Annotated in this window: 13 protein-coding genes; 5 read left to right on the forward strand and 8 right to left on the reverse strand. The window is 48.4% G+C overall.

Annotation, left to right across the window (positions count from 1 at the left end):
* Window positions 1-27: 27 nt before the first annotated feature.
* The gene (locus Q0991_RS12150; protein ID WP_299488881.1) at window positions 28-1,320 is read left to right on the forward strand and encodes a peptidoglycan DD-metalloendopeptidase family protein; all 1,293 of its coding nucleotides are present in this window, start codon (window positions 28-30) and stop codon (window positions 1,318-1,320) included.
* Window positions 1,321-1,359: 39 nt separating this feature from the next.
* On the opposite strand, the gene Q0991_RS12155 is transcribed toward Q0991_RS12150, so the two are convergent.
* Window positions 1,360-1,950, reverse strand: coding sequence for a hypothetical protein (locus tag Q0991_RS12155; protein WP_299488859.1), 591 nt, complete (start codon window positions 1,948-1,950; stop codon window positions 1,360-1,362).
* 383 nt (window positions 1,951-2,333) lie between these two features.
* Here Q0991_RS12155 and Q0991_RS12160 point away from each other — a divergent pair, with 383 nt between their 5' ends.
* Window positions 2,334-2,705 carry a Crp/Fnr family transcriptional regulator gene (locus tag Q0991_RS12160; RefSeq protein WP_299488861.1) on the forward strand — a complete coding sequence of 124 codons (372 nt, stop codon included), beginning with the start codon at window positions 2,334-2,336 and terminating at the stop codon, window positions 2,703-2,705.
* Between the two features lie 7 nt (window positions 2,706-2,712).
* Here Q0991_RS12160 and Q0991_RS12165 read toward each other — a convergent pair whose 3' ends face one another.
* The 5 genes from Q0991_RS12165 to Q0991_RS12185 all read right to left on the reverse strand — a co-directional run bounded on the left by Q0991_RS12165 (window position 2,713) and on the right by Q0991_RS12185 (window position 7,469).
* Entirely contained in the window at window positions 2,713-3,798 is a 1,086-nt protein-coding gene (locus tag Q0991_RS12165; protein ID WP_299488863.1) for a glycosyl transferase, read from the reverse strand.
* A 1-nt stretch (window position 3,799) separates the two neighbouring features.
* Window positions 3,800-4,315 carry a hypothetical protein gene (locus Q0991_RS12170; RefSeq protein WP_299488865.1) on the reverse strand — a complete coding sequence of 172 codons (516 nt, stop codon included), beginning with the start codon at window positions 4,313-4,315 and terminating at the stop codon, window positions 3,800-3,802.
* Window positions 4,316-4,393: 78 nt separating this feature from the next.
* Entirely contained in the window at window positions 4,394-6,058 is a 1,665-nt protein-coding gene (locus Q0991_RS12175) for a 2-isopropylmalate synthase (protein ID WP_299488866.1), read from the reverse strand.
* A 118-nt stretch (window positions 6,059-6,176) separates the two neighbouring features.
* On the reverse strand, window positions 6,177-6,695 hold the full coding sequence (locus Q0991_RS12180) for an NYN domain-containing protein (RefSeq protein ID WP_299488868.1): 519 nt from the start codon (window positions 6,693-6,695) through the stop codon (window positions 6,177-6,179).
* A 264-nt stretch (window positions 6,696-6,959) separates the two neighbouring features.
* Window positions 6,960-7,469 (reverse strand): hypothetical protein, encoded by a 510-nt coding sequence (locus tag Q0991_RS12185; RefSeq protein WP_299488869.1) that lies wholly within the window; start codon window positions 7,467-7,469, stop codon window positions 6,960-6,962.
* A 65-nt stretch (window positions 7,470-7,534) separates the two neighbouring features.
* Between Q0991_RS12185 and Q0991_RS12190 the strand changes: the two genes are divergently transcribed.
* Window positions 7,535-9,523, forward strand: a complete 1,989-nt coding sequence (locus tag Q0991_RS12190; RefSeq protein WP_299488871.1) for an adenylate/guanylate cyclase domain-containing protein — start codon at window positions 7,535-7,537, stop codon at window positions 9,521-9,523.
* A gap of 105 nt (window positions 9,524-9,628) precedes the next feature.
* Window positions 9,629-10,339 (forward strand): GUN4 domain-containing protein, encoded by a 711-nt coding sequence (locus Q0991_RS12195; RefSeq protein ID WP_299488873.1) that lies wholly within the window; start codon window positions 9,629-9,631, stop codon window positions 10,337-10,339.
* Between the two features lie 33 nt (window positions 10,340-10,372).
* Here Q0991_RS12195 and Q0991_RS12200 read toward each other — a convergent pair whose 3' ends face one another.
* Window positions 10,373-11,530: a retropepsin-like aspartic protease gene (locus tag Q0991_RS12200; RefSeq protein WP_299488875.1), complete on the reverse strand. Its 1,158-nt coding sequence runs from the start codon at window positions 11,528-11,530 to the stop codon at window positions 10,373-10,375.
* A gap of 98 nt (window positions 11,531-11,628) precedes the next feature.
* Window positions 11,629-12,396, reverse strand: a complete 768-nt coding sequence (locus Q0991_RS12205) for a peroxiredoxin-like family protein (RefSeq protein WP_299488877.1) — start codon at window positions 12,394-12,396, stop codon at window positions 11,629-11,631.
* Between the two features lie 250 nt (window positions 12,397-12,646).
* Between Q0991_RS12205 and Q0991_RS12210 the strand changes: the two genes are divergently transcribed.
* A complete protein-coding gene (locus Q0991_RS12210; protein ID WP_299488879.1) occupies window positions 12,647-14,041 on the forward strand; it encodes a deoxyribodipyrimidine photo-lyase in 1,395 nt (464 codons plus the stop codon).
* The last annotated feature ends 157 nt before the right edge of the window (window positions 14,042-14,198 follow it).

The raw sequence follows: 14,198 nt of genomic DNA on the forward strand, positions 1-14,198 counted from the left end.
AACCTTGTTTCTCTTTGTTTGACTGATGTGTTTTCCATTGATCTGCTCCAACGAACTGAATCACCCCTCAAGGATCGAATTGGTATGATGCATCACTCTCGTTCAATCTCTCCTCGGTCAGGTCTCCGTCCACAGCAACTATTGTGTCTTTGCACTGGGTTGGGTTTGCCCCTGTCGATGGGGTTGTTATCGCTACAGCAGCAGGCCCAAGCGATTGATCTTGAGAATAGCCCAGCCATTGTAGAGCCTGCTCCAGCCGCTCCACCCGTCGATACCTTTATTGATTCTGAGCCCGTTTGGGAACCCGCCCCCGCACCTGCAGTGCCTGTTGCGCCTCCCCCGATTGCCCAGCCTGCCCCAGCTCCTGCGGCTCCGGCCATATCGCCCCAAATCATGCCGCAGGTAGCCGAGCAACCCCCCTCAGCTCCCACTACTGAGCATACTTTTATTGATCCGGCTGGTATTGAAACAGCGGAAACGGCCTCAGCCCCTGCTGCTCAAGAAACTGTCTTGTCTGGAAGTGTTTCGGGCTGTCAGGCCAGTCTGAATATTGATCCTGTGTTGGCAGCGACCCTTTGTGGTCCTCGCATCCAAACAGCTCAACAACCAACGTTGCCGACTCGCCAATATACGCCTGCTCCGGCTCAAACCTATGCTTATCAGTCCCAGCCCCAAGCACCTCAATGGGCAGCTCACACCCCCAGCTATGCGCCTTCCTATGTGCCGAAGACGGCCCCAACGCCCTGGGTAACAGGGGCAAAAACCGCTCCGAATCTATTGGCAAGTGCTTCTCCCTCCTTGCAACTGCTGCCTCCTTCCCCCAATCCGTTGAAATGGCTTGTCCCCAATCGGCAGCGGATGATTTTTCCCTTACCGATGCCTGCCTCGGTGACGTCTGCCTTTGGTTGGCGAACCCATCCAATTTCGGGGACCACCCGTTTCCACACCGGAACGGATTTAGCTGCACCAACTGGAACACCTGTTTTGGCAGCCTTCCCAGGTCAAGTGCAAACGGCGGGCTTTATGGGCGGCTATGGCTTAGCAATCCTGCTGCATCACCAGGATGGTCAATTGGCGACGCGGTATGCTCACTTGTCGAAGATTTATGTGCAGCCGGGCCAGTGGGTATCTCAAGGCACGATTATTGGCCTAGTGGGAAGTACAGGAAATTCAACGGGGCCGCATTTGCACTTCGAGACCTTGAAGAAGCAGGATAATAATTTAGTTGCCTTTGACTCAGGCATTCAGCTCAAGGTGTCCCTGGCAGAGTTGATTAAGGCGATGCAAACAGCAAAAGTACCTCCTCAACCTCAAAGCTAACGGCTACTAGAATCATCCCTCCTGTCTAAAACCGTACTCTTAACCCCGATTTCGCTCTAGCAAAATCATCATCAGCAAGCTTAAAACGGCAATCTGTTGTTCGTCTTCAGACATTTTGTCTACTTGCTTGATGGTAAAAATTCGTGATAGGAAAGCAGGTACTTTGCTAAAGCGCATTACAACGTTACCGTCAGGACGAGTCACAAGGTAGGTAGGGTTGAAGACATAGCCCGTAAATATGCCGATAATGGGAACTTCAGCAAATAGCGCATCCGCCACTTTGACCCAGGGGTTTTCTTCATGAATGGATAAAATAGGTGCTTCCGACTGCCCCGCAGCAATATCGTAATGGGCTTTCCATAGGGATCTCATACCTTTTCGTTTGACAGAACCCAGCTCTCGGCCTGTGCGATCACGAAAATGATACCGAGCCGAAAAATCAATAATGCGATCGGCATTGATGCTGTAAAGCTGCTGGGTTTGGGCCTCATCTGCACAGACAGTAATTTGCTCTTTTAGCTTAAACAGCTTTTGTTTGACATAAAAAATTAGTTTGCCTGTGTGATCCGTCACCAGAATTTGAGGAGCGAGAGCAAAAAATTTAAATTGAAGGGTTAATGGGTATTGCATAAGTTGATAGGAATTACGTCAGCAGAAACAATCCAACATACTGGCGGTCAAGTTAATCAAAAAAAAGAGGGTTCTCTTGCCCACAAATCACCGATTGATGAGGTCCAGGAGGTTCTTCATCACGGTTTTATTTAGGCTCGATTAGAGTGTGCCCGTAACCCCAGTTCAACTAAGCATTAACTGCAATCGTTTTTCCTGAAACCCACCATCAATGGTCCGAGCGTGGAGAAAGGATAGGGCTATGCCAGTTCTTTGAGAGAGCCACAGTAAGCCAGTCTATAATATTTGCTGAAATCAATTTATGTAATTATTTGAGGGTTTGGGAAGCCAATTCAAGAATTATGTCTTAACCTTGAGTTAACCTCAGGAGTTTTACTGTAGTCATGTCAGAACCAGCAAGAACCGTCAGTATTTTTCATAAAGCAGATGCCCCTCTGTTCAAAAAGGCCAATGAAACCATTTTTGCGGAAGGAGAATCTGGAGATGTGATGTACGGTCTTTTGACGGGGAAAGTCGACTTATTTGTGATGGGCAAAGTAGTTGAGACGATTCATGCTGGGGATGTATTTGGTGAAGGCGCGCTAGTCCAACCTTCTGGAGAAAGGGCCTCGACGGCCATTGCACGGTGTGATTGTAGCTTGGTGTACCTCAATCAAGAACGATTTTTGTTTGCCATTCAGAATACACCCATGTTCGCGATTGAAGTGATGCGGAGCTATTCTAATCGGCTGCGTCGCCTCAAACACCAGGTTTGAAGCAGGCTTAGTCCTGATAGAGATAATTGATGACAGCGGTTGCTAAGGTGTGATTCCCCTCTTTAGACAAGGATTGGGAAAGTCGCGGTAGGTTGAGAGGCTGAAACAAAAACTCCCACTGGCTTTCAGTAAATTCGTTGTCTGCTAGTAAATAGTGGTGATTGTAATCCTGCAAACCGGACAGTAAATATTGGGCTTCCGCAAAGTCGTTCCGAGGGATGGAAATGACTGGAATGTCGAGGAGGCAAGCTTCTGCAAAGGTCCCATACCCCGGTTTGCTAATGATGCGACTGCACAGCGGCATTATATCTACGGGGCGATATTTGGTGTCTGTGACCTTAATCAGATTGGGATAGGTATCGGGGGCCAAGCGATCAAAGGTGATGAATTGCCAATCTGGGAATAGTTGGAGATTGCGATAGGGGATTTTAGCGAGGCCCAGTCTACCAAAACTGAGCAACACGGTTTTCTCCGGATCTGCGGTAATGCCCAAGACACGGCGTAATTCAAGAATCGTATAGCGGGGAGAAGCACCGGTTAAACCGATATCCGTAATGTTGGCAAACGCAGACATGGGTTCATGAAACGGAAGACGGAATAAGCGATCGCATTTTCCGAAACAGTCCTGCACCCAGGTCACTGTATCGGCAAAATCCTCGCCCCATTGCTCATAGATCAAATCCCAGCCAAAATTGCTCACCATCCAGCAAGGAATACCAGCCGCTTCGGCAATTACGCTTGCTAACGGCGGGATATCTGCCAAAACTAACTGGGCTCCCACCTGCTTGATATAGTCCACCTCAGTGGTCACTAGGCGATCTTGATAGGTGCGAATCTCCTGAAGCTGGGTTAAAGTGGCGGGAAGATTCATGGTCAGGCCATCGCTCTGCACCACCCCAACATCAAAGACCCGAGACCGATAAATAAAGTCGCCCGTTAGATAGGACTCAATCAGCCAGCGAGGGGCACTCGTGACCACAATCAAAAGAACATCAGGGACTAGCCGCTGAATTTCAGCGAGAACCGCCGCAGTCCGGGTGGCATGACCAAAACCATGATTGGTAATAGCGGCGTATAGCGTAGGTCGGTCCATCCTAACCATCTAATCGAATTTTGCGGCCATCTCGATCTTTAAGAATAATGGCACTTGCTCTAGCCCCTGCTTTAGATGAAGGCAGAGCAAGGGATTTCTGTTTTCGTTGAGCCCCCAAGGCATCATCCAAAGCACTAATCAAATTATCTCTCGTCTTCTCATGGTTGTGCTTTTCTTGCTCTAAGGCTTGTAGCAGTTGGTCGCGCTCAGCCATCAGGTCAGCAATTTGGCCCTTGAGATAGGGCACAGAATTAGAGGATCCGACCGATTGCCTAACGGTGGTGGCATTGGGTGTCCCAGCACTTCCGGGGAACTGGCACAAGTGCTGAATCTCAGCCCTCAAACTTTGGATGGTTTGCTCAGCAATATCAGCTTCTTTTTGCCGTTGCTGGGCCTCTACTTCATACAGACGCCGCCAACGCGTGGCACTCGCCTGAGCTTGATCACGCTCATACTGAAGGGTATCTATCAGTCGATCAGGCTCAGGCAAAGAGGGAGTAGAAGGGTGAGTGGTCATGAACTTAAATCAGAGCAGTTTCTTGGTTCAGCAATATGAGCTGAGCAACCCATGCGAGGTATGCAAGGGCTAACTGCTTTAAGCATGGACCGTTTGCTCTGCCAAAAGATCAGTTTCCTGATTTTGAACCTTATTTTCTTGCTCAGTTGAGGCATGCAAACGATTCAACGCATTCAGATAGGCTTGAGCGGACGCCACAATAATGTCGGTATTGGCAGAATAACCGGCAAAAATCTTGCCATCCTGCTCCAATCGGATGGTGACTTCACCAATCGCATCAATGCCAGCAGTGACAGACTGCACAGAAAACTCAATCAGTCGATTTGGAACCTGAACAACGCGATTAATGGCGCGATAGACGGCATCCACAGGGCCAGTGCCAACAGCAGCATCTGTCAGTTCTTGATTGTCTGGGGTGGTGAGGGTGATGGTTGCAGTCGGACAAGCATGATCGCCACAGGAGACTTGCACCAGTTCTAAACGGAAGCCCCCAATTACCTGTGATTGAGTTTCATCTTTAACGATAGCTTCTAGATCTCGATCAGAGATCTCTTTCTTTTTATCCGCCAATTCTTTGAAACGAACAAAGGCTTTATTGAGATCTTGTTCAGATAGCTCCAAGCCGAGTTCTTGGAGGCGAGTTCGGAACGCATTCCGTCCTGAATGTTTACCCAAGACAATTTGGTTATCGCCTAAGCCAATGGACTGAGCATCCATAATTTCATAGGTGAGCTTATGCTTGAGAACCCCATCCTGGTGAATGCCAGATTCATGGGCAAATGCATTAGACCCGACAATCGCTTTGTTGGGTTGAATCAGCATTCCCGTTAGATTGGAGACCAACCGGGAGGTTTTGTGAATTTGCTGGGTGTCAATATTGGTCAGCGGGGCTTCAGACTCGGGGAGTCTGCCGAGGAAGGGATTGTAATATTGTCGCCGCACATGCAGTGCCATCACCAGTTCTTCCAGGGCTGCGTTGCCTGCCCGCTCGCCAATCCCATTGATGGTGCATTCCAACTGACGGGCACCGTTTTTAACTGCTTCTAGAAAGTTAGCCACGGCTAGACCTAGATCGTTATGACCATGGACTGAAATAACGGCTTGATCAATATTCAGAACATTTTCTTTAATTCCCCGAATCAGAGCCCCGAATTCTTGAGGGGTTGTGTAGCCAACCGTGTCAGGGATATTGACTGTGGTGGCACCTGCTGCGATCGCACCCTCCAATACTTGGTATAGAAATTCTGGATCGGAGCGCACTGCATCTTCCGGGGAAAATTCCACATCATCCGTAAAGGATTTTGCAAGGGCTACCATTTCTTGGGCAATCGCCAACACTTCCGTGCGTGTTTTTTTGAGTTTGTATTCCAGGTGAATATCGGACGTGGCAATAAAAGTATGGATACGGTGATGAAAGGCGGGTTTAAGGGCTTTCGCTGCCGCTTTTATATCCTGTTCGGTGGCCCTGGCTAGACCACAAATAATCGGACCATTTTCTGTGCCGACCTCGGCAGCGACTTGCTGAACGGCTTCAAAATCGCCTGGGCTGGCAAAGGGGAATCCGGCTTCAATAATATCAACTCCCAAACGGGCCAACTGCCGAGCAATCGTCAATTTCTCATCGATATGTAGGGTCGCTCCTGGAGACTGTTCACCGTCTCTTAGCGTGGTATCGAAAATAAGAATGCGCTGGCCTTCGACCTGCCTTTGGCGATCGACGTGTTGGGGTTGAATTTTAATCATGATGTTATCCAGTACCCATATTTAGGTGGAAGAAGAAACGGACTTCTGTCCAAAATAGATGTCACTATTCTAGGGTACTAAACTGAGGATTTGCTGTGGCTGCAATATTTCAGTTGGGCTAGGGATCGAATTTTTCGATGCGATCGCGGATCTTATTGAGATCAATGTACTGATCTGTGGCATTCCGAAGTTCGCGAGCAATCATACCTTCCGTAGACACAACCGTAATATGGGTGCGTTTGGAACGCAAAAGCTCAATTGCCCGTTCAAAGTCACCATCCCCACTGAGCAAAATAACTTGATCATATTGATCGACAGTATTAAACATGTCGATCACAATTTCAATATCTAAATTTGCTTTTTGAGAATAACGACCGGAAGAATCATCGTAATATTCTTTCAGGATTTTTGTCCGCACAGTATATCCTAAACTAATCAGCGCATCCCGAAATCCTCGTTGATCTTGGGGGTCTTTTAAGCCGGTATACCAGAAGGCATTAATAAGCCGGACATCGCTAGGTTCAGTAAAGTAATCGAGAATTCGACGTGGATCGAAGAACCATCCATTCTTTTGCTGGGCGTAGAACATATTGTTCCCATCCACAAAAATGGAGGTCCGATTGACCAAGGTGTGCATATAATTTTTTCTATTATTTTTAATAAGGAATAATTGATATATGAGCTGATGATTAGAAAATACGAATAACCTATAAGTTATTATAGCAAAGATGCGAAAATATCACAATTTAATTCGCAAGAATGGTCGTTCCATGGGTGAAGTCATGAAGACCTAATATTAGCTTAATTGGAATAATTGAAATCTGCACAATGTTATATCAAATTCAGGCTCCAAATTGACTAATTTTCCCTCTGTGATCATGGGTTAAAACCCCAAAGTAGTCTAGTCTGGACGCTCATAAAAGGCAACATCATCAACATTGAGGGTCCGTAATACTCGATTAGCTTGACGCATTTTTAGATCATTGGCATTTTGCACAACGACTAAGAATGTTCCAGATTCAATCTGCTGAGCATAAGGAATTGTCTTGTCAATCATCAGGGATAACCCTCCCCCTGTCGTGAATGCCCCTAAAGCCCCTGACGCTGCCCCTAGAAGCCCGCCAATCATCGTATTCACGATTCCTCCTAGGCTAGGAATTAAATCAAAGTGGACGAATTGATAGAAGACGACTCCGCCCCCAAATCCCAGAGGAAGAAGGAATATCAGCATGTTCCGCATTCGCCGTTTAGTGATTAAGACGGGGTCAAAGTCTTTACAATCCTCTCCTGTCTTATAGCCCTTCCCAAAAATATTGAGATGGGGTTCTGATAAACCAATCTCCTGTAAAGCTAAATAGACTTTTTCTGCTTGGATGCGATCGCGTAAGGTTGCGATCAAATAGTCGGCCATGTCAATTTATCAGGACTATCGCTCTACACTATACTCATACCGCAACCCCATGACTTTTTGGCATCTTGGCTCAGTTTTTCCTTCAACTTCGATCTCGTTGGTCTAACCTTGCGATTGCCCTCCTCTCAGGACTTGCCGTTAGCGGGATCGTTCTGGGCATCCGCCAAGTCACCCGTTGGCAAATTGGTTTTCTGCGAGTTGAGGGGATGCAGGCCTTAGAACTGGCCGCCTATGATCACTTTGTCCAAGCCCAACCGGATTTGGGTCAAGATCCTCGGTTATTGGTGGTCGGGATTACCGAGGAGGATATTCAAACCATCGGACAATGGCCCATCCCTGACAGTGTGTTGGCTAACGCCTTCAAAAAACTGCAAACGCATCAGCCCCGCGTGATTGGCCTCGATATTTGGCGCAATTTACCCATTCCCAATCTTAAGGAACCCACCAAAACCGACGGCCATGCTCAGCTGGTTCAACAGATGAAAGGGTCGGACCGGGTGATTGTGATTACTAAATTTGGCACCGAAGCCGAAGTCCCCATCCCCCCACCTGAAGGTGTGCCAGATACACAGGTGGGCTTCAACGATACCGTAGTCGATTCCGGTGGGATCGTTCGTCGCAATTTGCTCTATCAAGGCGAGTACTTTCCCTCCTTTGCCCTGAGGATGGCCCTCCGCTATCTCAAAGACGATGGGATAGAGGATAAACCGAGCGAAGTCGATCCGAAGGTGCTTCAAATGGGTCCAACGGTGTTTTGGCCGTTGCAAAGTAATGATGGCTCTTATATCAATGCGGATACACGGGGCTATCAAATCATGATTAACTATCGCTCCGCTCACAACAGTGTGGAGCAGGTGAGTCTATCCCAGGTATTAGCAGACCAAGTTAGCCCCCATCTCATTAAGGACCGAGTGGTGGTTATCGGTACGATTGCTGAAAGTGGCAAAGATCTCTTCCACACCCCCTATAGTTCCAGTCTGGATGATCAGCAAACGATGCCCGGTGTGGTCATCCATGCCCAAATGGTCAGTCAATTCCTCGATGCGGCGGATGGAACCCGCAACCTCATTTCTGTCTGGCCGGAACCGGGGGAAATGATATGGATTCTCGGCTGGGCGCTAATGGGCAGTCTGCTAGCCTGGGGCGTTCGGCATCCGATGGGCTTGGTCTTGGGAATCGGTACTGCCCTAATCGTGCTGTATGGCGTTTGTCGAATCTTGTTCTCTCAGCAGATTTGGATTCCCTTAGTGCCTCCTTTCCTAGGATTTATCGGTGCGACGGGCTTGGTGGTGATTTACAATGCCCAGCAAGCTCAGCGGCAACAGAAAATGGTGATGAAGCTATTGGGGCAAAGTACCTCACCCGAGATTGCCGAAACCCTGTGGCAACGCCGTAATGAACTCTTGGAAGATGGTAAACTGACAGGCCAAAGAATTACGGCCACCTTGCTGTTTACGGATTTGAAAGGATTCAGCACAATTTCCGAAAAGATGTCTCCCGAGCAGTTGCTGGAGTGGCTCAATGAGTATCTAGAGGCCATGACCCAATGTGTGCAGGCCCATCATGGCGTGATTAATAAATTTACAGGCGACGGGGTGATGGCCGTTTTTGGGGCTCCGATTGCCCATGAAGATCAGGCTGCGATCGCAGAAGATACCCAAAATGCCGTGGCCTGTGCTTTAGATATGGGTAAACGCCTCGATGAACTCAATCCTCAATGGCAACAGAGTGGCTTACCCGCCGTCCAAATGCGGGCCGGGATTTTTACCGGGTCGGTGGTGGTTGGGAGTTTAGGCAGTAAAACGCGCCTAGAGTATGGTGTGATTGGCGATAGCGTCAATACCGCCTCCCGCTTGGAAAGCTTGGATAAGCAACGGCAAAGTTCTTCTTGTCGGGTATTGATTGCGAAGGAAACCCTCGATTACCTGGACAATCGGTTTGAGGTGGAGAATTGGGGAACCTTGGCCCTGAAAGGGAAAGTTGAACGGGTAGACGTGTATCAGGTTATCTCTGCGGTACAGTCCCTCAACCCCGAAGCAGACTCTAAAGCATAACCGTTTGATGATAGGTCCTGAAGGGTTAGGAACAACAGGATTTTCCTCGTCAGACTCCCCCAGGGTTTGATAGCTTAAGATACAGGATAAATTCGCTACAACCTTATGGACGCATCTGCCCAATCGCAACCGCCTGATATGACTGAGTTGGAGTCCCAACTCAACACCGGTTCAGAAAAAACACAGCTCCAAGTGATGCCAGATATTCTGGCTCAAGGGACAGCGGGTTATTCCATCTTGCAAAATTTTTTGCTGTCGCGTCAGCAGCAAACCTCCACCTACATTGACGGACGCTGCTATGAGTTGCTGTTAGGTACAGAAGTGTCGGACGTGCAGGCTTTCCTAGAGGAGCATTTTGCCACGGGTGTTGTCCCTCTTCGCTCTGAGCAAAATATCGACTACCTGCCACTCCAGCGATTACTGGCTAAGCAATCCTTTCAAGAAGCCGATGACTTAACCTTGAGTAAGCTTTGTGAGCTATCAGGACCTGCAGCTGTCAAACGGAAATGGATCTATTTCACCGAAGTTGAACAGTACCCCATTGCCGACCTGCAAACCATTAACCAACTGTGGCTGGTGCATTCAGAAGGGAAATTTGGCTACAGCGTTCAACGGCAGCTTTGGCTCAGTGTCGGTCGTAATTGGGATGCCCTCTGGCCCAAAATTAACTGGCGTTCGGGGCGAAACTGGACCCGTTGGCCTGATGAATTTACCTGGGATCTGAGTGCTCCACGAGGACATCTACCTCTGTCGAATCAATTGCGAGGCGTTCAGGTCCTCAATGCCTTGTTATCCCATCCAGCCTGGACCAGCTAGCCCTTTACTTGCTCCTAATTCATGACTGTAAATTCATGGCTGCAATGGAGAGAGGTGTAATGTCCCTTGCTCCACCATACCCAAGGCATTCTGAGCACCAAACCACCAATGCTGTCGATATTGATTGAGAAAATTCTGCCCGATCAAACCATCGACTTGCATCCGCTCAATTAAGGGGCTGGCAAGAATTAAGGCATTGAGCTCTGTCGTTTGATGCTGGCCAATCTGAATCGAATTAAGCTGCGTGGGTTGGGCTGCTTCCATACCCAATAGCCCCTGCAGTTGAACTGGCTTAGCGCTGCGAGAGAGGGCGAGTTGGTCAGCTAATTTGGGGGAGACAATGGTTTGAGTTGCGCCAGTATCCAAGGCAAAGGTAAAGGGTCCTTGACCATTAATCATGACTTGAACGGTCAACCAGCCCCCCTTTCCGGTTAAGGAAATTCCACCTTTTTGAGGCGTAGGTGGCAATAATTGGATCTGAGGTTGACTAGGGTCAATCACCATGTCGAATTGACTGAGAAAATCTAGCCCCAGAATCCCAGACAGATCATAGAGAATTGCCTGTTGCGACATTCCCAAAGGATGAATTTGCTGGACTGAGGCCTCCTCAATACTCAAGATCTGGGCTGGATAAATGCCAATCTGAGTTTTATTGCCACTCCCAAATGCTAAACCTTGGGTCAAGTTAGGGGGATAATCCTGCAGGGGTAAGTCCAATTGTTTCCCTAATCTCGTGTTGATGACGGTGTGGGTCGCACCCGTATCCAGTAAGAATTGCCCAGTATATCCCTTGATTTTGACCGGAAGGCTGAAGCAGTTGCTTCTAGGAATGGCTTGCAGGTTTACAACCGTTTGCCCCTGGCGCTGACGTTTGGGAATGGCAATCCCCATCGCCTCAAAGAATGCCAGCAGTCGTTGAGAAGCATCTGAACGTCGATTGCCATTGTCATCCAGCAGAATAAGCTGAGTGATGCAGGTTTGATAACGCTGAGTAGATTGCGTTGCACTAGATGAGCGACCCACACAGTCTTGGACTTGTTGCTGTAACTGCTTGCCTAGCTGAGAAGGTCTCGACTCTTGGGAAAAAGCTGAGAACTGAGGACTCCCCGACAGGATGCCCATACCAATTAACGGGAGAAGAACGAGCTGTTTCAAACCCACCATTTGCATTTTGTCTAAATTATGGAACATTCCAAATTGGGTTCTAACAATGAGACCTGCCAATCCTGGGGCTGAGGTAGCAATCGCTAATGTTGCGGCAGTAGATTAACCATGAATCTAATTTGAGGTCACGTCAGTAGAAAAGACAGAGGGTTGCTCATATTGGCTGCAAATCCTAGTATGCCGCGATCGCGATGTTCATACACCTGTTTACCCTGCTGATCAAAAAGGAACGTGCCACCCCGTTGGGTAATGTAGGTGGCATCCGGGACATAGGTCTGCCAGTGTTTTAAGACTTCAGCCATATTGCGCAGGCGCAATGTTGCCAGCTCAAAAGGACGTTGAAATCCTTTTCCGCCTGCCCGGTTAAACAAGGCGCCATTTACAGGCGGAAGGGGGAATGCCCTAACTTCTTCATCCTCGGCTATAAGTTGGGGAGCTTTGCGATCACCCCGATAGCCTCGAAATACTTCTGCCAAAGTTCCAGGGCTACCAATCCCCGCACACATCAGTAACAAATTGAGGTATGAATTCTGAACGGGTGAGAAAAACGGCATCTTCCAAGTCAGTCCCGGATACAGGTTGAGCTGTTGATGGAGTTGGCCAGTGGGATCTATGAATAAATGCTCTGGAGGGAATCCGGTGAAGTCACAAAATTTCTGTCCTGAGTTGCGATCGCCAATGCCCACCGCTCGAATTTGCACGCCTTTGGCTTGAATCTGTTCGGGCTGCCGCTGCAGCCACCAGGCATATTCCAAACTGTCAAAATCCCCCAGTTGCGGCCAGACTAGAATCAACTTTAGGCTTGCCTGCTCACAGTCGGATAAGAGAGGCACCACCGCACCATCACTGACCCGTTGAGATTGCGTTTGTTTAAAAATGGCGTAAGTATCCATCTCACCTGCTTATCGTCACTCCTTCTTGATCATGGAATGTCTCTCCTTTTTTTTCACACCAAATTGAGCAGCCAAGTTTTCACCTAAAAAAATACTTCCCACCTATCAATTATCCCAACCCATTTGAAGACAGATACAGCCTTCCCATCACCAACCTGCAAAAGGAATACTCATCTTTGTTGTGTTGGCCCCATAGATCTTCGATTGGATTCTGCGTTATCACAAATAAGGCAGAGCATTGATAGAAGAGATGGCAAATTCGCTGATTGAGGAAGAACGCATCCAAATCCTTAATAAACAGAACGTACAGCCAGGTGACTATGTTCTGTATTGGATGCAGCAGTCTCAGCGGGCCGAATACAATCATGCCTTGGAATATGCCATTCAGCAGGCCAATGATCTCCAGCTGCCTGTGGTAGTTTGCTTTGGTCTAATGGCCGATTATCCCGGATCTAATCTGCGCCACTACACCTTTATGTTGGAAGGCTTGCAGGATACAGAACAAGCTCTGATTCAACGGGGTATCAAATTTGTAATGCGCTATGGCAACCCGGATCAGACTGCCCTGGAGTTGGGGAAAAACGCCTCGTTGGTGGTTTGCGATCGCGGCTATCTTCGTTTCCAACGGCAGTGGCGAGACAGTGTAGCTCAAAATGCCCACTGCCAAGTGGTGCAAGTGGAATCGGAAGTGGTGGTGCCTGTAGAAACCGCTTCCGTCAAAGCCGATTATGCGGCCCGCACCATCCGCCCTCGCATCCATCGTCACTTAGACCGTTTTTTGATTCCATTTGCCTCAACCCCAGTTCAGCACTCCTCTCTACATCTAGATCTCAAGACTTTAAATCTCAGCAATATTGAGGCCATTCTGGCAAAGCTGCCCCTTGACCGTAGCGTGCCCCCCGTTAGTTCTCTGTTCCAAGGCGGCACCACTCGGGCCAAGGAAATCCTAGAGCAGTTTTTGCAAAAATCTTTTGCCATCTACGCTGACCATCGCAATCAGCCCCAAACGGATGACGTCTCCTATATGAGCCAATATCTGCATTTCGGCCAAATCTCTCCCCTATATTTGGCTCTGCAGATTCAATCCATGGGCAATGTCCCTCGCGATAACGTCGATACCTATATCGAAGAGCTGATTGTGCGGCGAGAGCTAGCCATGAACTTCGCTTATTACACTCCTGACTACGATGCCTATAGTTGTCTCCCCAACTGGGCCAAAACGACCTTAGACAACCATCGTCACGATCCTAGAACACCCTGTTATTCCCTAGAACAGCTGGACGAATCCCGTACCGAAGACCCCTATTGGAATGCCGCTATGCGGGAAATGAAACACACGGGCTATATGCATAACTATATGCGCATGTACTGGGGCAAAAAAATCATCGAATGGACCGCTACCCCAGAACTCGCTTTTCAAACCGCCTTAGACCTCAACAATAAATATTTTATCGATGGCCGCGACGCCAATTCCTACACGGGCGTCGCCTGGGTTTTTGGCGTCCATGATCGGGGCTGGAGAGAACGTCCTATTTTTGGCACCGTTCGCTATATGGCGGCCAGTGGCCTTAAACGCAAATGCGATATTGATGGCTATATTAAAAAGGTCAATCAGCGAATTAAATCTCTGCTTCCTACCTCATAGCACTGCATCGGTTCCTGAAAAGCGAAGCAACATCAGGACTCTAGGTTGACACTAGGGGTGGAGGACCGTCTTCTGCTAACGTATCCAATAGTGTATCGCTAACGCATTATGGCTGAAGTACTGTTATTTAACGCCCTCCGTGATGCCATTGACGAAG

The organism is Acaryochloris sp. IP29b_bin.137, assembly GCF_028285745.1.
Lineage (GTDB): Bacteria > Cyanobacteriota > Cyanobacteriia > Thermosynechococcales > Thermosynechococcaceae > Acaryochloris.